24 protein-coding genes and 1 riboswitch are annotated in these 26,788 nt (G+C 31.0%); of the genes, 2 read left to right on the top strand and 22 right to left on the bottom strand.

What is annotated here, in order from left to right; translation table 11 throughout:
• Nucleotides 1–269: 269 nt before the first annotated feature.
• Nucleotides 270–3,134 carry a cation-translocating P-type ATPase gene (locus tag ACYQ39_RS13140; protein ID WP_459843950.1) on the top strand — a complete coding sequence of 955 codons (2,865 nt, stop codon included), beginning with the start codon at nt 270–272 and terminating at the stop codon, nt 3,132–3,134.
• 204 nt (nt 3,135–3,338) lie between these two features.
• Here ACYQ39_RS13140 and ACYQ39_RS13135 read toward each other — a convergent pair whose 3' ends face one another.
• From ACYQ39_RS13135 to ACYQ39_RS13045, 19 genes are all read right to left on the bottom strand, one after another.
• Nucleotides 3,339–4,124, bottom strand: coding sequence for an alpha/beta hydrolase (locus ACYQ39_RS13135; protein WP_459843947.1), 786 nt, complete (start codon nt 4,122–4,124; stop codon nt 3,339–3,341).
• Nucleotides 4,125–4,887: 763 nt separating this feature from the next.
• Complete coding sequence (locus ACYQ39_RS13130) at nt 4,888–5,565, bottom strand: hypothetical protein (RefSeq protein ID WP_459843944.1); 678 nt, start codon at nt 5,563–5,565, stop codon at nt 4,888–4,890.
• A 46-nt stretch (nt 5,566–5,611) separates the two neighbouring features.
• On the bottom strand, nt 5,612–6,034 hold the full coding sequence (locus tag ACYQ39_RS13125) for a hypothetical protein (RefSeq protein WP_459843941.1): 423 nt from the start codon (nt 6,032–6,034) through the stop codon (nt 5,612–5,614).
• 200 nt (nt 6,035–6,234) lie between these two features.
• On the bottom strand, nt 6,235–9,219 hold the full coding sequence (locus ACYQ39_RS13120; protein WP_459843938.1) for a type I restriction endonuclease subunit R: 2,985 nt from the start codon (nt 9,217–9,219) through the stop codon (nt 6,235–6,237).
• A 563-nt stretch (nt 9,220–9,782) separates the two neighbouring features.
• On the bottom strand, nt 9,783–10,568 hold the full coding sequence (locus ACYQ39_RS13115; RefSeq protein WP_459844369.1) for an Rpn family recombination-promoting nuclease/putative transposase: 786 nt from the start codon (nt 10,566–10,568) through the stop codon (nt 9,783–9,785).
• A gap of 108 nt (nt 10,569–10,676) precedes the next feature.
• Nucleotides 10,677–11,450 (bottom strand): Rpn family recombination-promoting nuclease/putative transposase, encoded by a 774-nt coding sequence (locus tag ACYQ39_RS13110; RefSeq protein WP_459844366.1) that lies wholly within the window; start codon nt 11,448–11,450, stop codon nt 10,677–10,679.
• A gap of 108 nt (nt 11,451–11,558) precedes the next feature.
• A complete protein-coding gene (locus tag ACYQ39_RS13105) occupies nt 11,559–12,200 on the bottom strand; it encodes an RpnC/YadD family protein (RefSeq protein ID WP_459843935.1) in 642 nt (213 codons plus the stop codon).
• Nucleotides 12,201–12,287: 87 nt separating this feature from the next.
• On the bottom strand, nt 12,288–13,076 hold the full coding sequence (locus ACYQ39_RS13100; RefSeq protein WP_459844363.1) for an HNH endonuclease: 789 nt from the start codon (nt 13,074–13,076) through the stop codon (nt 12,288–12,290).
• A 42-nt stretch (nt 13,077–13,118) separates the two neighbouring features.
• Complete coding sequence (gene iscB, locus ACYQ39_RS13095) at nt 13,119–13,628, bottom strand: RNA-guided endonuclease IscB (RefSeq protein ID WP_459843932.1); 510 nt, start codon at nt 13,626–13,628, stop codon at nt 13,119–13,121.
• 271 nt (nt 13,629–13,899) lie between these two features.
• Complete coding sequence (locus ACYQ39_RS13090; protein ID WP_459843930.1) at nt 13,900–14,193, bottom strand: RpnC/YadD family protein; 294 nt, start codon at nt 14,191–14,193, stop codon at nt 13,900–13,902.
• A 469-nt stretch (nt 14,194–14,662) separates the two neighbouring features.
• On the bottom strand, nt 14,663–15,991 hold the full coding sequence (locus ACYQ39_RS13085) for a restriction endonuclease subunit S (protein ID WP_459843928.1): 1,329 nt from the start codon (nt 15,989–15,991) through the stop codon (nt 14,663–14,665).
• The gene (locus tag ACYQ39_RS13080) at nt 15,984–18,011 is read right to left on the bottom strand and encodes a type I restriction-modification system subunit M (RefSeq protein WP_459843926.1); all 2,028 of its coding nucleotides are present in this window, start codon (nt 18,009–18,011) and stop codon (nt 15,984–15,986) included. Before ACYQ39_RS13080 ends, ACYQ39_RS13085 begins: the two co-directional genes overlap by 8 nt.
• A 16-nt stretch (nt 18,012–18,027) precedes the next feature.
• Nucleotides 18,028–18,543, bottom strand: coding sequence for a hypothetical protein (locus ACYQ39_RS13075; protein ID WP_459843924.1), 516 nt, complete (start codon nt 18,541–18,543; stop codon nt 18,028–18,030).
• Nucleotides 18,544–18,779: 236 nt separating this feature from the next.
• Nucleotides 18,780–18,983 carry a cold-shock protein gene (locus tag ACYQ39_RS13070; RefSeq protein WP_459843921.1) on the bottom strand — a complete coding sequence of 68 codons (204 nt, stop codon included), beginning with the start codon at nt 18,981–18,983 and terminating at the stop codon, nt 18,780–18,782.
• A gap of 127 nt (nt 18,984–19,110) precedes the next feature.
• The gene (locus tag ACYQ39_RS13065; protein ID WP_459843918.1) at nt 19,111–19,356 is read right to left on the bottom strand and encodes a hypothetical protein; all 246 of its coding nucleotides are present in this window, start codon (nt 19,354–19,356) and stop codon (nt 19,111–19,113) included.
• Between the two features lie 80 nt (nt 19,357–19,436).
• Nucleotides 19,437–19,736 carry a late competence development ComFB family protein gene (locus ACYQ39_RS13060; RefSeq protein ID WP_459843915.1) on the bottom strand — a complete coding sequence of 100 codons (300 nt, stop codon included), beginning with the start codon at nt 19,734–19,736 and terminating at the stop codon, nt 19,437–19,439.
• Nucleotides 19,737–19,772: 36 nt separating this feature from the next.
• Nucleotides 19,773–20,432: a hypothetical protein gene (locus ACYQ39_RS13055; RefSeq protein WP_459843913.1), complete on the bottom strand. Its 660-nt coding sequence runs from the start codon at nt 20,430–20,432 to the stop codon at nt 19,773–19,775.
• A 225-nt stretch (nt 20,433–20,657) separates the two neighbouring features.
• Entirely contained in the window at nt 20,658–21,341 is a 684-nt protein-coding gene (locus tag ACYQ39_RS13050; protein ID WP_459843911.1) for a hypothetical protein, read from the bottom strand.
• Between the two features lie 66 nt (nt 21,342–21,407).
• Entirely contained in the window at nt 21,408–22,370 is a 963-nt protein-coding gene (locus ACYQ39_RS13045; protein ID WP_459843908.1) for a D-2-hydroxyacid dehydrogenase, read from the bottom strand.
• Nucleotides 22,371–22,626: 256 nt separating this feature from the next.
• Between ACYQ39_RS13045 and ACYQ39_RS13040 the strand changes: the two genes are divergently transcribed.
• On the top strand, nt 22,627–23,226 hold the full coding sequence (locus tag ACYQ39_RS13040; protein WP_459843906.1) for a hypothetical protein: 600 nt from the start codon (nt 22,627–22,629) through the stop codon (nt 23,224–23,226).
• 50 nt (nt 23,227–23,276) lie between these two features.
• On the opposite strand, the gene metK is transcribed toward ACYQ39_RS13040, so the two are convergent.
• From metK to sfsA, 3 genes are all read right to left on the bottom strand, one after another.
• Nucleotides 23,277–24,455, bottom strand: a complete 1,179-nt coding sequence (gene metK, locus ACYQ39_RS13035) for a methionine adenosyltransferase (RefSeq protein WP_459843903.1) — start codon at nt 24,453–24,455, stop codon at nt 23,277–23,279.
• 143 nt (nt 24,456–24,598) lie between these two features.
• Nucleotides 24,599–24,700: riboswitch (SAM riboswitch) on the bottom strand.
• A 62-nt stretch (nt 24,701–24,762) separates the two neighbouring features.
• Nucleotides 24,763–25,920, bottom strand: a complete 1,158-nt coding sequence (locus ACYQ39_RS13030; RefSeq protein WP_459843900.1) for a MalY/PatB family protein — start codon at nt 25,918–25,920, stop codon at nt 24,763–24,765.
• A 17-nt stretch (nt 25,921–25,937) separates the two neighbouring features.
• Nucleotides 25,938–26,633 (bottom strand): DNA/RNA nuclease SfsA, encoded by a 696-nt coding sequence (gene sfsA / locus ACYQ39_RS13025; protein ID WP_459843897.1) that lies wholly within the window; start codon nt 26,631–26,633, stop codon nt 25,938–25,940.
• Nucleotides 26,634–26,788 lie beyond the last annotated feature (155 nt).

Here is a 26,788-nt window from a genome sequence, read left to right as displayed (position 1 = left end):
TAATAGTTTGTCCAAAGAATAAGTCAGGTATCTCCTATTTTATATTCAAACTCTTCCTACAGCAATATATCTAACTTAATTATATCATAAAACTAATAAAACCTCTTTAAATCTTTCCTCAAAATCATTACTAAATATTGGTTTAACTATTTCTAGAAATACTCTTGCTTTTAAGTTGATCATTAGTATAAATAATAATAAAATATGAAAAAATAAAATTAGCAAATATCAACTATCACTAATTATTACTAAAACTTAAAAACAGGGAGGTGCAGAAAATTAATTTTTATCAACAACAGATTAAAGATATATTTAAAGAACTTGGTACTAGTCAGAAAGGACTTTCAGAAAAAAAGGCCAAAAGAAAATTAAAAAAACACGGTGAGAATAAATTAAAAACTTCTCAAGGAACACCAAAGTGGATCTTATTTCTGTTACAGTTTAAAGATGTATTAACTATAATGTTAGTGGTAGCTGCTGGAATGTCCTTACTAATTCAGAATTATCGTGATGCTATTGTAATGTTAGCAATAGTTGTTATTAATGTAGTAATTGGATTTTTTCAAGAATTTAAATCTGAAAAAATAATGTCTTCTTTAAAAAAATTAATCAAATCTCCTGCTAAAGTTTCTAGAGATGGTGAACTCAAAGAAATTAAACAACAGAAATTAGTCCCTGGTGACATAATTAGTTTAGAGGAAGGAGACAAAGTCCCTGCAGATATAAGAATAATAGAATCTAATAATCTTAGAACAAATGAGGTAGCATTAACAGGAGAATCAATGCCACAAGAAAAAGAAAGTGATCAAATTAGTGAAGAGAGTGCTCTTGGAGACCGTAGCAATATGGCTTATATGGGCACTACTGTTGCTTCTGGATCAGCTAAAGGCGTAGTGGTGTCTACAGGTACAGAGACCGAAATGGGTAAGATTGCTTCTTTAACACAAGAAGAAGAAAAATCAGAGTCACCTTTACAGAAAGAATTAAGGATAGTTGCTAATCAATTAGCAATTGCTGCTATTGTAATAGGTATCATACTATTTGGGGTCAGTATTTATCGAGGACTTAACCTGTATTATGCCCTGATTTATGGTCTAGGTGTAACTATTGCTGTTGTCCCCCAAGCATTACCCATGCAGGTTACCGTCTCGCTTTCTCAAGGAGTAGCTAGCATGTCTGAAGAAAATGCCATAGTAAAAAAACTTTCTTCAGTTGAAACTCTTGGGTCCACAAATGTAATATCTACAGATAAGACAGGCACTCTTACTAAAAATGAAATGACTGTTCAGACTGTCTGGTTTAATGATCAAGAATATAAAATCACTGGACTTGGTTATGAACCAGAAGGAAATATACTACATCAAGATGACACACCTGTTGCTAAAGAAGAAAAAGATGAATTAGAAATCATGCTTGATGCTGCAACTATGTCTTCAAATGCTGAAATTCATCCCCCTGATGATGATCATAAAGGATGGTACCCTATCGGAGACCCTACTGAAGCAGCTTTAATAACTTTATCTACTAAATTAGGCCTCCGATCTCCTAAAGAGGATGAAGAAACTCCTGAAATTCATGAATTTAGCTTTGACTCAGAACGTAAGAGAATGAGTTCTATAAGGGAATTTGAAGATAGTAAAGTTTTAACTATGAAAGGAGCTTTAAATAGTGTACTTTCAATATCAAAATATATTTATAAAAATGGTGAAAAGGTAGAAATTACTGATCAGGACAAAAAGAGGTTAACAGAGATAAATGAAAATTATTCAAATCAAGCTCTACGGGTTCTAGCTATCGCCCATCGTGAACTTGATTCTGATGAAACTGACTATGATATAAATGAAATTGAAAAAGAGGTTGTCTTTTTAGGATTAGTAGCTATGATTGATCCACCTAAAGAAGGGGTCAAAGAAGCCATGGAAGATGCACACAAGGCTCATATCGACACCTATATAATGACAGGTGACCATGCCATAACAGCGAGTGCAATTGCCGAAAAAATCAATCTAGGTGGTGATAAAAAGTCACCAGTAATTAGCAACCAAGAATTAGAAAAGTTATCTGATGAAGAATTAAAACAAAAAATGAAAGAGAACAGATCTTTAGTCTTCTCTCGTGTTTCTCCAGAAAACAAACTGAAAATTGTACAGAATCTAAAGGAAGAAGATAAAATTGTAGCAGTTACAGGAGATGGTGTCAATGATGCACCAGCACTAAAAAGTGCTCATATTGGTGTTGCTATGGGACAGATGGGAACTGATGTGTCAAAAGAAACAGCAGAAATGATCTTACTAGATGATAGCTACCCAACATTAGTTCATGCGATTAAAGAAGGAAGAACTATTTATAATAACCTTAAGAAGACAGTACTTGGCACCTTAACCAGTAATATCGCTGAACTATTAATTGTAATATTAGGTTTAGTTGGAGCAGTTTTCTTGGGATGGCCGATACCAATATTAGCTATTCAGATCCTTGCTATTGACTTATTAGCAGAGATTCTTCCTTTGACAGCATTAACCTTTGATCCTGGTTCTAAAGAACTAATGACTACTCCTCCACGTGATCGAGATGAGCATATTATTAACCAAAGTAGTACTATTGAAGTTCTCTTTTTAGGTATTATGATGGGAGGATTAGCTTTTATAAATTATGGTCTCTTTATCAGTAATATTGGAGGGGAACTCACAAAGAATAATACCTTATATCCTCGAGCCACTACTATAACCTATATGACTATCGTTATCTGTCAGCTTTTAAATATACTCTCACGACGTTATAAATTTACCAGTCTCTTTAATGAAAACTTCTTTAGTAATAAGAAGATGCTTTATTCAATCATGATTTCTCTTGGGTTAGTATTATCGGTTGTTTACGTACCAGGTCTTAACTCTTACCTTGATTTTGCACCACTACCAGCAACCGACTGGTTAAGAATATTATCAGCAGGTGGAATCTTCTTACTATCTTTTGAGATGGTTAAATGGTATAAACGAAAGAATACTTTTAGTAAACGAAGATCAACTAACAGGAAAGAATTAAAAAATTTAAAACCACTGTTTGATTTAGAAACAAGCAAAGAATTAGCCCCAAAGGATGATGAAAAAGAAGAAACACCTAAAGATGAATCTTAATTTGCAAATTAAATTCCCCCTCAATCTAATTTTAATGGAAGATGGGGGGGAAATAAAAAAAGACCCAAAGTTGGCGCAATTAAGATGATATGCTTTCCTTTTTTTAGTGCAGCTTGTATACGTTGTAAAACCATTTCTTTATTAGGATTAATCTATATTCTTCATCTTCATTGCCCTCTAAAATTTTATTTTAAATTATGTTAATTATTTATTTTCAAATCGACCATTTTTTAAAAAAGAATCAACTAACTCTGCTGTTTTGAATTGATAATGAATCTCTTTATGGTTATAGGGAATAACGATAAAGTCTGTTAAATCTTCATATTTCACAGAATCAACTTGAACTCTACCATCATTTTCATTTTTTAATAATTTTCCCAAAATTAGATTATTCTTATTACCAGCAATTGCTCCTATTTCAATAGCATCTATATTTTCCAAGCCTAATTTTTTTACATTATCAGTTTGTAATGAATTTAAAGTTTTAAAGATTTTAGTAAATAGAAGTTTTGATGCTATATCAGCTAATTTACTTCCTTGATTTGGGGTAGCTATTAGAATAGCTCTATTTATCTTATCTAGATATTCTGTATTAGATAAAAAGTATCTTATTATTAATCCACCAGTACTATGTCCTACAAAACTAACCTTTTCATTCTCTTCTAAATTAGATATAATCTCTTCTACTTTTTTCTTAAAAATAATACTAGAATCTTCAACCTTCTTAAATGTTAAAGGTAAATCAACTAACATTCCTTCATAACCTAACTTTTTTAAATTTTCTTTTAAAATAATCATATCATTTTTATTTTTATTATATCCATGTACTAGAACTACTCTATTCTTTATTATTTTTCCTTTATTTGAGTTTGGAAAACTTTCTTCTTTAGGAGTTAAATTTTCTTTAAAATTGGCGATAGCTTCATCTGCAAAATGTCCTGTTAAAATAACTAATAAAATTATAGAAATAACTATCAATATCTTTTTCATCTTATCACCTTAATTTCTTCTATTTTCATTTAATTATTGGTCTTACTCATTTATTTTATCATATAATATTAGTGATCGCTAATATCAATAACGAATACGATACTTATACTTGATAAGATTTTGACCTTGCCAACTACTTAACTAATTTAAATAGAATCAAATTTGTGTAGGTAGATATATAAGCATCATTATTATTTAAGTTAACTTTATATAGTATATCTGAAAATACTTCTTCTAGTTCTTTTGGATAAAAACTACTTTAATTTAATTACAACATACCTTTTATTTTACATAAATAGATACCGGGCCAACTTCCCAGCCTCACTTACTACACTAAATAAAAAAAGAGCCAAAAGTTGGCCCTTTATTAATAAAAATAGATAAGTATATACCCAATAAGCTAACTCCCAATAGAATCATAAAAAATAAGCTCTTCAATTAAGAGTACAAGGTTAATAAATTAATTACAATTTTATTGAAAGTATCTATCTCAAGATATGATTATAATAATATTCTTTTAACCGCTTATAGTAAATTTTTTGCAGTTTTGATTTATCTAAGTTATTTTTAATTTCAAAACAGAACCAAATAATATTCGATAAATTAGGAGATTTACCTAAACATATTTTTTCAAAAATAAATTCAACATATTCTTTATCTTTAGTTTTATTAAATATACGAATAATCTCATCTTTTAAAGGGGCCAAAAACATATATCCCATAGATATTTTATCTTTATTTGAGCTTTTACTAATATTTGATTTTACAGTTTTTCTTTTGGAAATTTTTTTGAGACATCTTTTTCATATTCTTCTTCAAAACTTTTAAAAGATGATATGATTTTATTAGTAAATTTTTGTTCTTCTTTTAATCCACAAATTAAATCTTCCTTTATTTTATTAATAGCAGTATCAATATTATATGAATCATCTATTTTACATATAGGATTTGGTTTAACAACTGTAAATAGTTTTTCTTGATCTTTATCTTTTATGATATGCCTTACTCTAAAATTTAAAGCATGACCTCTAAGTTCACTATTTGAAATTTCTATACCAAAAGAAATATTAAAACCGCTATAATTTTTGGATAACTTTTGTTCAAAGAATAATATTAATCCCGAATCACTAACTTTTGCTTTTTCTAAATGAAATTCTTTATTTAGATTATTTAATGATAATAGAATAATATATATAGCTATATTATTATCATAGTTATTATATTTGTTTTCAGAAGTAATATCTCTTAAATGACGATTACTATCATCTTTTCTTTCAATAAATCTATATTGTTGTTTATCATCATCCAATTCCTCTTCAACATATTTTTTCATCGCTTGTCTTATCAATTTCGCAAATTGATCTTTTTCTAATAAGTTTATTATATTCTTCGCATTAAAATATTTTTTAAAAAATTGATACGGATTCTCGTAATTCAACATCTCCTTACTCTTGTCAGAACTTTTAATAATTAATCTTCTTAATTCTTCAGATGCAAATATTATTTTTTTTAAAATCAAACATTATACTTTTCTTTAATTCATAATCTGGTGATTCAAAATTTATATTTTTCCAACTTTCTATTACATCTTCTTTTTTAACTTTCTCTCTAATCTTATTTAATATATCAATTAATGGTTTAGCACCTTTAACTTTTAATAATTTATTATCATCTATTATAGAAAACTCTTCTACTTTAGATATTTTGTAATCATAATATCTATCAGTAGGATATTGTTGATCATCTAATCTGAGTAGCTTTCTCAATTCCTTTAGTTTAACAAAAGAATCTTCATAATTCTCATATTTATCATTGTCTTTATTCAACCATCTATATACTTTATTATTTTTATCTACTAATTCATATTTTATTAAATGATTGTTTAAACTGTCGCTTAAACTTTTTGACAAAACCCCTCCCCCCTAAAACATAAAATTTACTTCATGGAATATGAAACATTATACTTTAATTGATTAATATTAGTTAATATTATGATTTATTACTTTTTTCAAAGATTAATATTACGTATTAATAAATTCGTTAAAAACAACTAAGAGTTCATTAAATCTAACTATAAAAAATAACCCCGGGCAGTTGGCCTGGGAAAAGATCAATAACTTATTTCTTCTCGTTCATCTTCAACTTCATCTACGCTTAAAGCATCATAAACTTTCTCTAATAAATATTCTTTAAGCGCATCTTGTAAATCATCATCATTCATTATCTTAGTAAACATCTTCTGATTTTTGTCCATCCGCTTAAATAGTTTCTTATTAAATTCTCGTTCAATAGCATATTTAAAGTTATCTTTACTATTGTTTCTTGCCTGCTTAGCCAACTTTTCATCAGCTATCATATCTTCTTCTATCTGATCTACAAAAAGTTTATCTGCTTCTGAGAAATCAGTTCCAAAGTGTTCATTAAACATCTCTATTACTTTTGATAAATATGTCTTCTCTTCCTCTTGTGGGCTACCAGTTCCTATATCAGTAGCTCCCTTAAGTTTACCATCTTCTTTAACTAGTGATATATCTTGCTGTTCTTGAGTCATATCTAACCTATAATATTCTAAAGTTACATCATTATCTAATGATATGTTAGCACTCTTATCTTTTTTAGGTAACTTTCTCAATAAAAACTTACCATAAGCATGTAACTTGTGAAGTTCAGGATCATTAAATGGTACTATCTGGGATAAAAAAGAATACTGTCTGACATAAGTAGTTAAAGTACTCTTAAATTCATGTTGTTCTTCTTCAGGTAATTCTTTAAATCTGTCTACTGCTGGATCAATATAGGAATTAAGTGCTCCTTGATCTTCTGGCTTCTGTTTAAATTCAGGCTTAAAAAAGACACTATTAAACTTCTCTATTTCAGAATCCCAATAAACCTGAAAATCATCTAACTTATATTTTAGATCATATAATAAGTTAGGATCAGTTGGCTCTTCTAGTATTGTCTGCTCATAATAAGGTTGGTATGATTTCTTAATAGTATCTATTTCATTAACAAAATCTAACACAAAAGTATCATGTTTACCCTTATGAGTTCTATTTAGTCTAGATAAGGTCTGGACTGCACTTAAACCTGATAACTTCTTATCAACATACATTGTATGCAATAATGGTTGGTCAAATCCGGTCTGATATTTATTAGCTACAATTAGAATTTGATATTTATCAGTAGCAAATTTCTTAGGTAATTCATCTTGAGAAAATTGATTCATAACTTCTTCAGTATATTCTTTTCCTGTATCCGGATCAGTTACAGTTCCTGAAAAGGCTACTACAGTATTTACGTCTTTAAATCCTTGTTCTTTAATATACTTATCAAAAGCTAACTTATACCTAACTGCATGTAGTCTAGAAGAAGTCACTACCATAGCTTTAGCTTTACCATTGATTTTATCCTTAGTAACTCTATTATAATGTTCGACCATTACTTGAGTCTTCTCTTTTATATTATGAGGATGTAATGATACAAACTCTGCTATAGCCTTTTTAGCCTTCTTCTTATCTAGTTCTGGGTCATCTTCAACTCTTTTAGCTAACCGATAATAAGTATTATAGGTAGTATAATTCTGTAACACATCTAGAATAAATCCTTCTTCAATTGCTTGGCGCATTGAATAAAGGTGAAAAGGCTTCTTCTGACCATCTTTTGTTTCAGTCCCGAACTTTTGTAATGTCTTATCTTTAGGAGTAGCAGTGAAAGCAAAGAAACTTAAGTTATCTTTTTGACCTTTTTTATCCATATCTTCTAATATTTCATCTTGATAACTCTTACTTTCCTCTTCTTCTTGAGAAGATAAGACCTTCTTTAAAGACTCAGATAAAGTTCCACTTTGTGACCTATGTCCTTCATCAGCAATTACTGCATAATTACGTTCTGGTAATTCTCCTATTTTATCTAAGACATATGGAAACTTATGCAAGGTAGTAATAATAATCTTAGCCCCATCTTCTAAAGATTGAGCTAACTGCGAGGAGTCTTCATCTATCTTTTCTACTACACCAGAAGTCCGTTCAAATTGATAGATTGTGTCTTGTAATTGTTTGTCTAAAACGCGTCTATCTGTAATGACTATTACTGAATTAAAGATTAATTCATCTTGTCGATTATGTAAGCTAGATAAATGATGGGCCAACCAAGCTATAGAGATACTCTTACCACTACCAGTAGAGTGTTGCACTAAATAATTCTTACCTGCTCCATACTCTTTCATATCAAAAATCAACTTTCTAACTGCATCTAACTGGTGGAATCTAGGAAAGATCATTATTTGTTTAGTATATGTTTCACCATTTTTAGTCTTTTCCTCTTCTTTAAGATGCATAAATCTAGCCAAGATATCTAATAAACTATCCTTCTGCCAGACATCCTGCCATAAATAACTGGTCTTATAGCCATTAGGATTAGGTGGATTACCTGCTCCTTTATTATGTCCTCTATTAAAGGGTAAAAAACTAGTATTATCACCAGCTAACTTAGTAGTCATATAGGCTTCATCTGTATCTACTGCAAAATGAACTAAAGCCCGCTTATTAAATTGAAATAGTCTTTCATTAGAATTACGATCCTTTTTGTACTGCACTTTAGCATCTTCTACTGTCTGATTAGTAAACTGATTCTTTAGTTCAATTGTGATTAGTGGCAACCCGTTGACACTTAACATCATATCTAGAGAGTTTTGATTCTTGTTACTGTAATAGAGCTGTCTAGTAATCTTTAATTTATTCTGCCGATATAACTCCATTGTTTTAGAATTTATATTATTTGCAGGAGCAAAATAAACTAAATCGAAATGGACTCCATAATCAGTTATTCCTTCTCGTAGAGTATTCAGCATCCCTCGCTTTTTAATAACTCTATCTAATCTCTGTAGTAATTTTTCTTTGATCTTATCGCCATGAACCTTCTTTAGTTCCTGCCACTTCTGTGGCTGACTTTCTTTAAGAAATTTAAATAAGGTCTTGGTATCTAAAGCATATGCTTTATCAAAGTCTTGAGAATAACCTTTAGTATAACCCCCATCCTTTAACAATGACTTCTCGATTGCTTCTTCTAAGGTCTCTTCACTATGATCTACCGGCATATTATCACCTACCCTTAATTAATTTACAATTTACAGTTAACAATTGACAGTTAAAAACAAATTCAAAAATAATCAATGCTGCGTTTGTTCCTTAATTTCATTTATCTTCTCTTTAGATAATTTAGTAACATCCTCAATATCTTTAATCTCCATTCCTTTTTTAGTAATCGCCTTGCTATTTTTAACTTGCTTTCTTCTTCACCCCTCTCAGTAGACATGTGAATTATTCATTACCTAATCATCCTTTATAATCTTTGTAAATATATTGTATCATATTTTACTATTGCTTTAAATCTCACATCTAAATACCGGCCAAGAGTAAAATTAAAACAATTCATTCATACATTTTGTCTTCTTCTGTTACCTCTCGTATATCTATTTCTAATATAATTTTATTATTCCACTCCTCTTTACAATTTGAACAGAACCAATCAATAACAAAAGGTTCGTTAATATTAGGTCGATATAAACAATAATCTCAACTCTTTTATCTGCTGAACAAAAAATACCGGGCCAACTTCCCAGCCCGGTACAGAATAAATAAACTTTACTTATTTGTTCTTCTAATGTCTAGTCTTTTTCTTAATCTTCTTTATCTCCTCTTCAGATAATCCACTAGCTTCAACTATTTTATCTATCTCAACTCCTACATTCAATAAATTTTTAGCCATTTCCATCTTACCTTCTCTTTTACCTTCTATCTTTCCTTCTTTTTTACCTTCCTTCTTACCTTCTTCTCGTAACTTCTCAGCAATAGTCATGATCTTTTCACTCCTTTCAGTAGAAATTTCTTTTGCTACCTCTTTTAGATCTTCTTCTGTTAAATCATCATTAGCACTCATAATATACTTAACCACCGTTTCAAAATACTCTAAACCAGTTCCTTTTTCCTCTAATTTATCTAAAACCAATAGTGCTTCTTTAAGTCTTTCCTTAAAACCATCACTAAATATTGCCCTAATTATTTCTAAAAATACCCATGCCTTGGCTGTCCCTTTAATCTCCTCTTCACTATATGGCGATAAGTCATATAGTAAATACTCAAAATCAGGTATATACTTTTCTAATTCCTCTGGAATCTCTCCTAGTAAACTAGATAAATTTAATCCAATATTCCATTCTTGCCTGCCATGATAAAATACCATAGGGATGACTAATAGCAATTTTCCTCTTTCTGTCTGCTTTAATTTTAGTTCCCAGATCTTGATTACATACTTTAGTAACTGAATACTTATCTTTTTATAGGTATAGCTCTTATGTTCAAATAGTAGATATATATAAGCATCCTTATTATTTAAGCTAACTTTATATAGTATATCTGAAAATACTTCTTCTAGTTCCTTCTCGATAAAAACTACCTTAATTTAATTATAACATATTTTTTATTTTACATAAACAGATACCGGGCCAACTTCCCAGCCCGGTACAGAATAAATAAACTTTACTTATTTGATCTTCTAATGTCTAGTCTTTTTCTTAATTTCCTTTATCTCTTTTTCAGATAATCCACTAGCTTCAACTATTTTATCTATCTCAACTCCTACATTTAATAAGTTTTTAGCCATTTCTCTTTTGCCTTCTCTCTTTCCTTCCTTTTTTCCCTCTTTCTTACCTTCTTCTCGTAACTTCTCAGCAATAGTCATAATCTTTTCACTCCTTTCAGTAGAAATTTCTTTTGCTACCTCTTTTAGTTCCTTTTCTGTTAAATCATCCTTAGCACTCATAATATACTTAACCACTGTTTCGAAATACTCCATTCCAGTTTCCTTTTCCTCTAATTTATCCAAAACCAGCAGTGCTTCTTTAACTCTTTCCTTAAAATCATCACTAAATATTGCCCTAATTATTTCTAAAAATACCCGTGCCTTAGCTGTTCCCTTAATCTCTTCTTCACTATATGGCGATAAGTCATATAGTAAATACTCAAAATCAGGGATATACTTTTCTAATTCCTCTGGAATCTCTCCTAGTAAACTAGATAAATTTAATTCGATATTCCATTCCTGCCTGCCATGATAAAATACCATGGGGATAACTAATGGCAATTTTTCTCTTTCTGTCTGCTTTAATTTTAGTTCCCAGATCTTGATTAAATACTTTAGTAACTGAATACTTATCTTTTTATAGGTATAGCTCTTATGTTCAAATAGTAGATATATATAAGCATCCTTATTATTTAAGCTAACTTTATATAGTATATCTGAAAATACTTCTTCTAGTTCCTTCTCGATAAAAACTACCTTAATTTAATTATAACATATTTTTTATTTTACATAAACAGATACCGGGCCAACTTCCCAGCCCGGTACAGAATAAATAAACTTTACCTATTTGATCTTTTAATGTCTAGTCTTTTTCTTAATCTTCTTTATCTCCTCTTCAGATAGTCCACTAGCTTCAATTATTTTATCTACTTCTACTCCCACTTTTAATAAGTTTTCAACCATCTCTATCATTCCTTCTTTTTTTCCTTCTATCTTTCCTTCTGCTTTTCCCTCTTTTTTCCCTTTAGACTTTCCAGCTTGATACAAATTAGTCATCTCCTTTGAAACTCCCATCTTATCACCTCCAATACTTTTAATAACATCATCTCTAAATTTCAACTCAAGATTAGATGGTAAAAACAATATTCCATCCAAAAATTCAAAAATCTTATATATCTTCTCTTTATCATGACCTCGCTCTAATAATAATTTAAATAACTTCCTTTTAAAGTTATACCTTAAGTTTTCTTCACCTTTAGTCTGTAAAGTATACAACCCTGCTAAAATTACTAAAGCAAAAGGATTATCAGAATCCAATAACTTTTTTTCATTCTGTTCCAATACTTTATAAACGTTATACTGATAATCTAATTTAGTACCATGAAAATCATATTCGAATCTATCAGGTTTATACCCTGTTTTATCTTCAGTAAAAATAGTAAGTGCTACTATCTTTTTATTATATTTATCATATATACGATAAAAATACTTAAACATTCTCTCACTAAACTCTTTTTCATAGAACTTGTTAATTGGAAACCCCTTACTTTAGTATGGGGAGGAAAATTAACAGCAGTTTGGTTTTTAAACTGCTAGTTTTTCAAAACTATAAGAATACCCATCCCCACGCTGTAATAACTCTAAATATTTACTATTAACTCCATCTACTTTAGAACCATCAAAACAATCTAGTCTAAAATAACTACTCTTTCTCGTTGATACACGAGCAAAATAAACTCCTTTATTTTTACCTTTGGTTATTTTTGCTTTAACTAAATCTCCTGTTTTAAATCTATCTACATACTTTTGATTGCTACGATATGCTCTAGGAAAACCATATTTATCAAGTAAAGTGCGTTGTCTAGTACCTCGACCAGTAGCTTTAATATTTAATACCTTAAATCCTTTATCAAAAGTATAATTACTTTCAGCTTCTTCAACACATAAAGCATCAAAATAATGTCTTTTATCTAAATTAGCTATTTGGTTACGATTGTATTTAGTCTTTGCCCCTGTGCTAAATTTTACTTTAGAATGTAATTTTTTAATCTCATTACCTAATTTAAATCTATAACTATTAACTCTGCCTGCACCTTTTAAATTTATATTTTCTTCTTTATTTAAGATTTCTTTAACATTGTTATATCTAAGTTTAAATAGCTTTTTTCTAAAATCTTTATCCTCTAAATCAGTTAACCATTCTTTAAGAGTATAATTATCCTTGTCTTGATTGCAAGTTTTACAGGAAAGAGTTAAATTGCTTAATTTATCAGTACCACCACAAGATTTAGGTATTTTATGTTCAACTTCTAATACTGGATCGTTAGTATAACCACCGCAGTATTGGCAAGAGTGGTTATGCTTATATAACAGATATTCTCTTATATTATAACCTTTTAATGTACCATGCTGATACTAAATACCTTTTATATCTGGGTTAACCATTTTTTGAGTATCAAACCTTGCAGTTTCTATAACTACTTTATCTATTGGACATAACTTTTTTAACCTTTTTATCCAGGTTTTAATATTGTTAACTATTGATTCTATGCTAGGTGGTAGCCAACCTTCTTTTTTAGTCCTGTTATCAAAACGAGGTTGCCTATACTTTATTTTGGAACGCCTAAACCTTCGGTGTTCCCTTCTAGTTTGTAAGTTTTGTTTGATAGTATCTGCTCTATGGTTTAAATTAGCTAAAAATACCACTTCACTACCACAATTAATAGCCAAACCTGTTGTTTGACTGCCAGGATCAATCTTTAAAGTATAATTTTTAAGATTAGGATTATCTATTTGCTTTTTAAGTCTAATAGTAAATGGTTGATACTTGTGTACTACTGCATATCCTTGAGATAATAACCATCTAGCTTTTCCATTACTAGTAGGATTTAAAGGTTTTTTAGTCTTATCTAATACAAATACCATTTTTAACACTTCCTTTTTTGTTTTAGGTTAAGTAGAGTTTGAATCTCTACTCTCAAATCAAATTGGTAACGATAAGCTTTTAAAAACGCTTATGCTCTCCTTGACAAAGTTATTTAGACTTTTTACACCTAATACACTACTCTTATCCCTTCAGAGTTGTTTAATATTAGGCAACAGAGTTTAGGACTGGAGTAGGCATCCTAAAGTGTTATAATCTAAATAACATAGTTAGAAAAAACTCTAACTTAGTCTGGACACCTTAGAACTTGAATTAATCAAGCTCTCCGACTTCAGTCGGGAGAAGATGACAATAACCTTGTACTTCTAAGTGAACTAAAATCCAATTTTCAGTTCCATCCTTTAAAAATACTTTAATTAATCTATCACTCATCTTCTTACCTTCTAATGTCTTATCTACTATATTAGCCAACTCATTATCTAAGAACTCATATCCTTTACTAAAATCAACTTTAGGATATAAATCAGGTAAGAAAAATCTCAAGAAATCTTCAAATAAATCTTCGATTATCTCCTTCCATAATAAATCTGGCATCTCTCGTTTCATATCCAAATTCCTCCTACAACAATATATCTAAGTTAATTATATCATACAACTGAATAAATTACAGATACCGGGCCAACTTCCCAGCCCGGTACCTCCCAATTCTTTTAAGTTTTTATTGGACATATCGTAGACTAAAATGTAAGCTGTGTCAAGAAATCTTATTTAAATAATTTGAACTATTTTTTTGATTTTGAATTAGCTCATAGCCCAAAGCAGATAGCTCATGACTATATCACGAAAATGACACAATACATCAATATTATGCTAAGTAACTATATTACCTTTCTGTAGCCTTTATATATTTAGATCATGATTAATTAGATTTTGAATTTAATTGTCAATTGTACATTCTCAATTGTCAATTATTTTTCTGTTACTTTAATCTTTCCTCATCCAGCATAAAAAGCAATGCTGGATGTGGACTAGATAGATATTCTTCTTTAGTTAACTAATAGATTATTGAACATCTTTACTCTTTTGTTACTTTTATTTTGCCTGTTACAGCATTAGAAATTAAAGCCTGTCTGTATTCTTTTAAGTTAGCTATCTGTTCTTCTGTTTTATCTATTAACTTATCTATTTTATTTATCTCTTTCTCAAGATAATTTGCTATTTCTTTTTGTTCTTCTAAAGATGGCACAATAGCAATAGATGATGCAACATCTCCAAGATAAACGCCACTTTGAGCACTTTGCTTAGCTTTTGATAATAACTCATCTTGAAAATAAGAAGTTTGTATTAAATAAAAAGCATATTCAGTCAAAAGATTTTCATTAGTCCCCATCATACAAACACTTCTTTGGAAAGCTACTTTTTCATCAATATTAAAAATAGCTACTCTACCTATCGTTCCAACAATAGTTAGCAACAAATCTCCTTTTTTCAAACTACTATTTGAAGTTATTGTCTCATAATCTTCTTCAGATATAAGACTTTCAGTATTTGATACTTTAACAGAACCATTTTGAATATTTTTAGCGCTAAGCAAAGGAATTCCTATATCTCTTCTACTAAAACTACCATGAGTTCCATCTTCAATAAATCTAGTAAGGTTTCGCAAACTCGTCATAGACCAATGTTCTGGTATCTCACCTAACCACTCAATTCCAGAATCCTTCATTTTTACATCAGAATCAAGTCCTTTAGTCACTGCCTGACTAATAGTAGCCTGTCGTTTTTCTGCTAATAATTCAATTAACTCTTCTTTCTTCTCAATCAATTTATCTATTCTACCGGTTTCTCGGTCAAGAAAATTAACAATAGCTTTTTTCTCATCCTTTGGCATATCTAGTACCATAAGATTTCTTAAAACATCTAACGATATAAAAGACTGAACTCCTCCTCTAGTCATTAACTCAAACTGAGTTTTTATAAATTTACTATCTAAAAAATATGATAATAAATTAGAATTAAAATTAGATTCACTAGTTTTAAAAAGAGCTACATTTTTTATAGAAAAAGCCTTTTCTGTTTTAACAACAACTGGATTACCAATAGTTCCAATCATAGGCATAATAACATCATTATTTTCTACATTAGAACGATTACTTATTTTTAAATGATCTTCAATTGAAATATGCTTAGCGTCTCTAAAATCAATTTCCCCATTTGTTATATCTTTAGTAGTAATCAAAGGTCTAGTTTCATTAGAAGGCTCTAAAAATTCAGGGGTATTATGTGTTCCATCTTTAACCTTCATTAAATATTTTAAAGAAACTATTTCCCAATGCTCTGGTATCTCACCTAACCATTCAACCCCAGAGTCTTTCATCTTATCATAACTAGGATACTTACTCACCAATCGTCACCTCACTTAAGAGGCCTAATATCTCATCTTCTAACTCCTTAATATCATTATCTATCTCTTCTAAATCTCTTAATTCCTCATACTCATAAAAATATCTAGTAAATGGTATCTCATAACCTATCTTAGTCTTATCATGATTGATCCACGCATCAGGTAAGTGAGGTTTGATCTCTTCATCAAAATAGTTATTGATATCTTCTTTTAAGGGGATATTCTCATACTCTCGCAGGTCAGAATTTGGCTTTTTATTTCCTTTCTTATCTCTAGCAGGTTCAGCTGTTTCATCTTCTTCACCAAAGGCTGCAAATAGAGCCTTCTTAATATAGACATACATCCGAATACTGATATCAGAAAAGATATCCTCCATCACATCCATAAACTCATTATGACTACTATAGACTTTACCAAACTCAAACTTCTCCTCTAGACCAGCGATAATCTGGGCTTGATACTCCTCACCATTCTTTCGCTCACCAATTCTCTGGAATCCATCTGTTTCTTTAAAGTCTTCTATAGTCTCTTCAGTAACCTGATAACTTCTTCTAATCGGCTGTTCTACAGCAACTCTCTGGTAACCAAAGTCTTGATTATCGAATATCTTACAGTATTCCCCCTCACTAAAGTCCTGATGAATCTGGGCAACCTCTTCTATCTGCTGAGCACTGATCTTACTTCGCTTATTACCTAAACTCTTTCTCATATCTTCATAAAAATCAACAGCATTAATCAACTGTACTTTACCCTTTCTCTCTTCAGTCTTATCACTAGTCAAGATCCAGATATAAGTAGCAATTCCTGTATTATAGAATAACTCCTCTGGCAGAGCTACAATAGTTTCTAACCAGTCATTTTCAATAATCCAACGTCTAATTTCACTCTCTCCTGAACCTGCTCCACCTGTAAATAATGGTGAACCATTAAAGATAATACCTAATCTACTACCCTCATCTTCTTTCATCTTAGATATCATATGCTGTAAGAATAATAATGAACCATCACTAACTCTTGGCGTTCCTGCTCCAAACCGACCATCAAAACCTAATTGGTCATGTTCATCTTCAATTTCATCTCTTACCTTCTTCCAGTTAACACCAAAAGGTGGATTAGACAACATATAGTCAAACTTTTCTCCTCGTAAGCCATCTTCAGTAAAACTATTACCAAACTTTATATTAGCAGTATTATGTCCTTTAAGTAACATATCTGATTTACAGATTGCATAGGATTCAGGATTTAACTCTTGTCCAAAAAGCTCTAAGTGGGCTTCAGGATTGACTTCTTCTACATATTCTTCTGCTACTGACAGCATACCACCAGTTCCACAAGCTGGGTCATATAATGTCTTTAACTTTCCTTCTTCATTCAATAGATCCTGAGAGTCTTCATTAAATAATAACTTAACCATTAATCTAATTACTTCTCGTGGTGTAAAATGCTCCCCTGCTGTTTCATTAGACTGTTCAGAAAACTTCCTAATCAATTCTTCAAATACATAACCCATCTCTAAATTAGTCATTACATCAGGATGTAAATCTATAGCAGCAAACTTCTGCATAACCTTAAATAATAGATTAGCATCATCTAATCTATCTATCTCTCGCTCAAAATTAAAGTAATCAATAATCTTTCTTACATTACTAGAAAAACCATTGATATAACACTTTAGATTATCGGCTATATGGTTCTGGTCTGCCTTTAACTTCTCAAAAGTAAATCCACTATGATTGTGAAAGCTATAGTCTTCCTCTAATATCTGATTAACTGTCTCATTCAACATTGGTTCTGGATTTTCTAGTCCCATATCTTCTAACTTGGCTTGTTGTTGATCTACTTCTTCAATAGTTGGTTCCAAGACACAATCTAACCGCCTTAAGACTGTAAATGGTAAGATTACTTTACCATAATCAGACTGCTTATAGTCTCCTCGTAAGATATCTGCTATACTCCATACGAAATTAGCTTTTTCTTTTACTTTTGCTTCTAAATTTCCTAATCCTAAACTATTTGCCATAATTAAGTCTCTCCTCTCATTTATAACTGTTACTTAAAGTTCCTTCAGTTCTAACCTCATCTTGCCACCTAGAATACCAACGCTTATAATCTGGAGTACAGACAGTAACATCCATTGAATACTCTTCTAGCACTTTAGGATGTAATCTACCATCATCAAAGTCATTAATCACAATTTTGTATTGATAATCTAACTTACGGCACTCCTGATATAATTCTTCAAGTTTCTCCCCATCAATATCCTTATGTAACTCTATTCTATCGGCTGAAAAATCAGTAAAATATTCATTGGCAAGTTTAAGTAATTTTTCGTCTTCTAAGACATAAAGTCCAATCATTAATAAAGCATCCTCTAATATATTTTCCCTAGTAGGAATCCAAGTTATTCTTCTCTGATCTTCTACTTCCTCGGGAAAGATATTTTGAGCAACTAGTGTCAAAGCCTCTGATAAGAATATATAATGGCTCGGATTAATCCCACCATGATTCGGATGAGCTCTACCTACTAAAATTTGCGCTGTCATTGTACCCACTATAAATCAACTCCCTATCTATAAAAGTCCAACTTTATTAATCTTATCTTATCATTTCTATATATGTACTTAATTACCTGCTAAGAAAATAAAGTCCTAATCTTTATCCAAAAATATCCCTCCAAAAACAAAAAATTCCCGAGCAGTTGGCCCGGGAATTAAAAAAATAAATAATATTTTTTATCAAAAACAAAAGCCTCGGAAAACCCGAGACTTTTCGCCGTAATCTATGTTAATTATAGCTTAACGACTTCTTCAGCTTGAGGTCCACGATCTCCCTCAACAACCTTAAATTCTACTGCTTGACCTTCTTCTAAGTTCTTGAATCCTTCTTCTTGAATTGCAGAAAAGTGTACGAATACGTCGTCTCCTGCTTCTCGCTCAATAAATCCATAACCTTTTTCTCCATCAAACCATTTAACATTACCTTGTTCTGTCATTATACAAACTCCTCCTAATAATTTAAAAATTTATCAATTGAACCACTTCATCAACTAACATACTACTATATTAACATAGCATTACACGATTGTCAAAAAATTATTATCTATTAAATAAATAATTTCATTACTTCTCAATCTTTGTCCCTGTATAAGTAAATTGATTTCGATTCATCTTAACATAATTTTTGCTACCTCTAGATTTAATATCTCCTATTATATTACCACAATTGTCACATACTAATTCATCCTCTTCAACCTTTCCATAAATTCTTCTTATCTTCTCTTCCCAACACCTTAATACTCTTCCTTTACCTATCTTCTTATATTTCAAAATCTTATCTTTACATTTCGCACATTTAATAGTTAACATTCTACCACTCCTTCTAGAGATAGTATCCAATTATATTAACAAAGATAAACAGGCGGGCCTATAGTTGGCCCGCCTATTCTTTAGTGATTTGGATTTTTAGCTACAACCTTGATTGCTTGAATTACTTTTAACTCAAAATCAACCTGGGGCTGATCTTCAAATTCATCTAAGCGGGTCATAACTTCCCCTCTAGAACTAGTAGTATACTTAGCTGGTAGTTGATTAAGAGCATGCGAGGCAATATCAAGCAGACACTGTTCACAAGTACAGACCTGTCCAAAATCATCTTCTGTTAATAATTCGGTTATCTTCTCTAAAACAACATCCTCAGTATGATTATGTAACCTCTCTTCTTTTATCTTCCCTAACTTCTCTATCATCTTAACTCCTCCACATTAAAATCTTTCAATTAAAGTCTACTCACTCTCAATTAATTGCCGATAGACAGATACACAAGCTCCAATACTTGTTGGATAAGTTACAAAGATTACAGGTAATAAAAATAAATGAGAAAAACTAACCATTATCAAAGCTACTACTAAAAATAAAAAAGCAAGTAACTTTATTTCCACTCCCCTAGTCAGATAAAAACTCTTCTTAAATGCTGCAAATAATTCTAATTCTTTATCTAGCATAAGATAACTAGCAAATAGAAATTTAGCATTTAAATAAGCTAATGTTCCTACTACTAATACCAACGATATAGTTAATAGTAACTGAGGATTTAACCCTAGAGCCATCTTCACTATCCATAAAGGAATAACTACTACTCCTAATAACACTATAAATCCAAGTAAAAACATAAATAATTTAATTGTAGTATCAAAATCTAAAATAATATCTTTAATATTAACCTCTTGCCTATCATATAATTTTAGGATTAAATTAATAATACCAAAGGTAAGTAAGATCCGTACTAAATTAAAAATAACTTGGCTTTTAAAGTTAAATGCTAAACCTAAAGCAAACATAATAAACCATAAAAAAGTGGAAAAGAAGAATAAACTAAAATTCTTTTTAAGTATATCCCAGCCAAAATTAAAAGCTTCTGTAATAGAAAAACCCTTCTCTGCCATATTCATACCCCTTTTCTAAAGATCAAAATAAAGATTATATAGTACACATCTTTCTTTTATCTATATACAAAATTAGATAGTTTTAATAAAACTCCTACCTAATTATTATTATTTTATTAAATTTTAGTTATTTTAATAATTATACTATTACAGGATACATAAAGCAATTCATTTAAAAGATAAATATGAAAAGCCTAGGTCAACTGGTCTAGGCTTTTCATATTACTAAAGATCAATATCTTCTAAAAAGATAGGTTCCTCAAAACTTAGATCTGAATTGACTACCAATTTACGATAGACAAAAGCAACTGCTCCTAAGCCAAGAGGTAAGCTAAGAAAGACCAATCCTAAGAAAAACCCAGGAAAAACCCCTAATAAATTAATAATCATTGTTGATAACCACAAACAGACCAGTCTAATAGTATGTCCTTCTGTTAAATGATAACTCAACTGTAAGGATGATATTAGATCTACATCCTTATCTATAATAAAATACCCTGCAAAGAAGAATCTAATAAATAAGAAAAAACCTACTAAAAATAAAATAAAACTAATAACTTGACTATTAAATGCTCCTGCTAAAGCACTCATTAAAGCTGAGGCTAAATAAAAAACCAAAGTTAATAAAAATAACGTTCCACAAATCTTACGCTTAAAAATTAAATCTTGCCATTCAACTTCAAGATCATCATATAATCTTAAGATTATATTAACTACCCCTAAAGTAACTACTAACTTAACATATTCAGTCACAATACCTAATAAAGAATTTACTTTGGGAGTAACTGCACTTAAAGAAAAAATTACTCCCCAAATCAATAACGGGCCAACTAACTTCCCAAAGTTATCTCTAATATTCTCCCAACTAACTTTAAAAGCCTCCATAATATCAAAACCATCATCAGCCATCTTTATCCCTCTTTTCTATTAAGAATCATAGTATTTTATTCAATGGCTGATTAGATAGTGATATATTTAGTATCCTACTCTAAAATTCACTCTATTCTTTAGAGGTTGACCTTTCATATAAGACTCTAAGTTCTTACTAAAGATATCATACAACCTTTTTGAATTGGTAGGCGAATAGCCAGAACAATGAGGTGTAATAATTACATTAGATAGTTCCCATAAAGGACTATCTTCTGGTAGTGGTTCAGGAGTAGTAACATCTAATCCAGCCCCTGCTATCCAACCTTCAGTTAAAGCCTTTATCAAATCATTCTGTACAACTAACTCCCCACGCCCAACATTAACTAAGAAAGCATCTTTCTTCATCAACTGTAACTCTTGTGCTGAAATTATTCCTTTAGTCTCTTCTGTAATCGGTAAAGATAAGATTATATAATCTGACTCCTTTAGTACTTGGTTAATTTCATCTTGAGTATATAACTTATCTACATAATCAGGAACTTGATCTACTGTCCGTTTCAGTGCCAATACTCTAGAGCCTAAAGCTTGAGCACGTTTAGCAACTTCTCTTCCTATATTCCCAAAACCAATTATTCCACAAGTAGAACCATAAATATCTCTTCTTGCTCTTACTGATTGCCATTCTTTCTGCTGTTGTTGCTCAAAATACTGAGATAGATTATTATTAAAAGCTAAAATCATACCTAAAATATGTTCAGCTATTGGCAAACCATAAACACCACTAGAATTAGTCAAAATAATATCTTGGTTATGATACAAACTTTGATCTATATACTTACTTGCACCAGCACTTGGTAGATGTAACCATTTCAAATTTTCTGCCTTCTTTAGATCTTCCTTCTTTGGCCAACCAAATATAATATCTGCTTTTTTTATCATTTCAGTAGTAACTTCATCTGCTTGAAGATTAGTAATTGCAACTTGAGGAGCCATCTTTTTTAAACTAGATAACTGACTTTGGTCAAAGTCTGCACCAAACATAATTAAAATCTCAAGATTATTAGTCACTTTATCTCCTCCTTTGTATATTACAATTATAAACCAATTTTATTGTATATTTCAATTAATTTAAATAGGCTGTTATTATATTTATGTATTATAGAAGGTTATTTATGCAAAGGTGATATTTCTCTTTCAGTAACATAGCCATCAGTTAATAGTATTATATACGACCAATACCTAGCTAAATAACTTAAATGCTACTATAGACAGGTTATAATCTAACCTGAACTATCGATAATATTAATAAGAGGGAGGGGATACTATGACTGAAGATGGCGTCAATAGAATTACAAAGACATCTCCAATTACTAAAACAAATCAGTATCATGACCATGCTTATAAACAAAATAAAGGTCGACAACAAAAGAAATCAAAAAAGAGTGACTTTCTTACTCTAACAGAAGAGCTTAAAGACGATAAGAAAGAGAAAAAAGAAGATAACCAAAAAGAATCTTATTCAGAATTAGAAGAAAAACTAAAGGTTGATACTGATAAATGGGGGATAGAGACTATTTCTAACCAAATTTTAGATTTGATCAAAGAAAAATACCAACAAAATCCAACTAAATTAAAGTCTTTCCATAAACAAGTTAAAAAGATTATTAATATTAGTTATAAGAAAGCACATAAAGCACTAGAACCTCTCCCAACAGATAGCGAAAAATTAATTACTGCTACTTATAAAGAGACAAGAAAAAAACTAAAAGAATGGACTATAAATAAAACTGAATCATCGCAACTAGCACCTAAAAACTTAACATTAAAAACCTTGCAAATAGAAATGACTGAATTATTTTTGGAGCAAGGTCGTTACTTCAAAGAACAAAAAACTTTACAACCAACTATTAATCTAAAAGGATAAACCAGCCCCTAATAAGATAAATACCGCCCTATAGGGCGGTATTTTATAATTTATAAACCTGCTTCTTCTTTTAATAGACCAGCTTTATCAGTTCTCTCCCAAGGTAAATCTAAATCAGACCGCCCAAAGTGACCATAGGTTGCTGTCTGGCGATAAATTGGCTGCCTCAAATCTAATTCTTTAATAATCTCACCTGGACGTAGATCAAAGTGCTTATCAACTAATTCTTCAATCTTATCCTCTTCAAGCTTAGCGGTACCAAATGTATCAACCATAATTGATACTGGATGAGCTACTCCAATAGCATATGATAATTGTACCTCACATTTATCTGCTAAACCTGCTGCTACTATATTTTTAGCTACATAACGAGCAGCGTAAGTAGCAGATCTATCTACTTTAGTAGCATCTTTACCAGAGAATGCTCCTCCACCATGGCGTGCCATACCACCATAAGTATCAACAATGATCTTTCGTCCTGTCAATCCAGCATCTCCTTGCGGACCACCAATTACAAAGCGACCAGTTGGATTGATATAATATGTAGTCTCTTCATCTAATAAATCAGCATCAATAACTGGCTTTACTACCTCTGCAACTAAATCCTCTCGTAGATCTTCTAGTTCAATTTCAGGATGATGCTGAGTAGAGATAACAATTGCATCAATTCGTACTGGCTTGTCTCCTTCATACTCTACTGTAACTTGAGTCTTGCCATCAGGTCGTAGATAATTTAGTGACCCTTCTTTTCTTACTTTAGCCAACTGCTGGGCCAACTTATGGGATAGAGTAATTGGTAAGGGCATCAACTCTTCTGTTTCATTAGTAGCATAACCAAACATAATGCCCTGATCTCCTGCCCCAATCTCTTCTTGGGCCCCTTCTTTAGATTCCAAAGCCTCATCAACTCCCATAGCAATATCAGGAGACTGTTCGTCAATAGAAGTTAAGACTGCACAAGTTTCAGAGTCAAAACCATATTTGGCCCTTGTATAACCTATATCTTCAATAGTTTCTCGCGCAACTTCCGAAATATCAACATAACAATCGGTAGAAATTTCACCAGCTACTAAGACCATTCCTGTAGTAACTGTTGTTTCACAAGCTACTCTAGCCGCTGAATCCTCTTCTAAGATAGCATCCAAAACAGCATCAGAAATCTGATCTGCCACCTTATCTGGATGACCTTCTGTTACTGATTCAGATGTAAAAAAGTATCTTTCTGACATAATTATTACCTCCTATATTTAATCCACAATTAATAATCACTAACTGCTAATTAAAATCTATCTATTATTTTTCCGCAACTAACTAAAATAATTTCTTATTAAAATAAAAAAACTCTCCTAACTGGAGAGATAATAAGCTACTCAATACATCTCCCAGAAAAAAGACTGGCAGGAATTAGCACCTTTCCTTCTCAGGCGGTTGCTGAGCTTCATAGGGCCTGTCCCTCCACTACTCGTGATGTATTATTCTATTTTTTAATCAACTTAATTCTATCATAACCAATTTAATATGTCAATTATCATAAGATTATATCTTATCAACTGCCTTTTTTAACCTCTGTAAACCTTCCTTTAATACTGATTTAGGACAAGCTATATTAATCCTTTGAAATCCACTTCCCTGCTCTCCAAAGATTGGCCCAGGATTTAAAATCAACTCCGCTTCTTTAAATAATAAACTTCTAATCTCTTTATCAGTCAAACCTAATTCTCTAAAATCTAACCAGACTAAATAGGTACCTTCTGGTTCAATAACATTTATTTGAGGTATATTCTCTTCTATATAACTTTGCAAAAACTCTAAGTTATTCTTTAGATAAACTAAAAGTTCATCTAACCATTCTTCTCCTTTATTATAAGCTGCCCTAGCTGCTGTAACTGCAAATATATTTGGCCTTCCTACCCCTGTACTCTCTAAAGTATGTTGAAATAACTCTCTAATATTCTGATTAGGAATAATAATATTAGAAATCTGAATACCTGCAATATTAAAAGTCTTTGTGGGAGCATTACAGATTACAGAATTTTGTTTAAATTCTTCTGAGAGAGAAGAAAATACTTGGTGTTCATTATCTGACAAAATCAAATCAGAATGAATCTCATCTGCAATTATAATTACGTCATTTTTATTACATATTTCCCCTAATTTCCTCAATTCCTCTTCACTCCAGACTCTACCAACTGGGTTATGAGGACTACAAAGAATCATAAGTTTAACTCGCGAGTCAAGTTTTTCCTCTAAATCTGCAAAGTCCATCTGATAACTAGCACCATCAAATTGTAAAGGATTATCAACTACATGACAGCCATTATTCTCTACTACTTCATAAAAAGGATAGTAGACAGGTGATTGAATAACTACCTTATCACCTTGATTAGTCAAAGCTCTAACTAACATATTCAAAGCTGGAACTACCCCTGGACTAATAGAGATCCAATCTTTCTTTACTTCCCATTGCTGGCGTCTTTTCATCCACTGGATAACTGCATCATAGTATGAGTCATATCCTCCAGCATAGCCAAAAATACCATGCTCTACTCTTTTAGCAAGAGCTTCTCTGACTGCTTTAGGGCTCTTAAAGTCCATATCTGCTACCCACATAGGTAACATATTATCATCACCAATTGTATCCCACTTTAAAGAATCAGTATCTCTCCGATCAATTACATCATCAAAATTAAACATAAAATAATCCCCCTTACTTATACCTTAACTTTTATTTGATTATCCAGCTTAATTCCATCTGTGTTTGTTTGGCATTGATAAGCATAAACTTCTACTCCTGCATCTATAGTTTCTTCTAACTTTTGAGCAAAGTCAAGATCAATTCTACGACAAGGAGTAAAATAATCAATATTCTGACGTTGAATAATAAATAAAACTACACTACGATAGCCCTTTTGATGAGCCTCAATCAACTCATCTAGATGTCTACGCCCTCGCTTTGTAGGAGCATCCGGAAATTTAGCTATCTTATCTTCTACTAAAGTAACTGATTTAACTTCTATTAAACATTCTTCTTCTCCATTACGTAATAAAAAATCTAATCTACTATTACCAACAGTATATTCAGCAATAACCTCTTGATAATCTTTAAACTCAGAAAAAAAGTTCGTTTCTAAAGCTTGGTTAACTAACTTATTAGGTAATCTAGTATCTAATGAAATCAACTCTCCATCTTGCTCAATCAATAATAAATCATACTCTGTCTTTCGACCTGGCTTAGCCTCATGCTTAACAAATACCTTGGCCCCTGGCAACATTAGCTCCTCTAGCCGACCTGGATTAGGTAAATATGCCTTAATCTCCTCTCCATCTAAATCTACTATAGCTACAAATCTATTAGGCCGTTCAATTAACTTACCTACTTCTAAATTTTCAAATTCAATTTTAGACATCTATATCTCTCCTTTGTAACTTCTATAGGTGAAAAATAACTTTATATCAATAACATTTCACTATCAAAGGATAAACTCATTCACTTCTTTGTTTCAATTTGTAATTTAATTACTAAAATTTACAGGTTGCTAAAGATATATTATGTATGTTACCA

The sequence above is a fragment of the Halanaerocella petrolearia genome (assembly GCF_054657875.1).
This window is presented reverse-complemented; position numbering and strand designations above follow the sequence as displayed.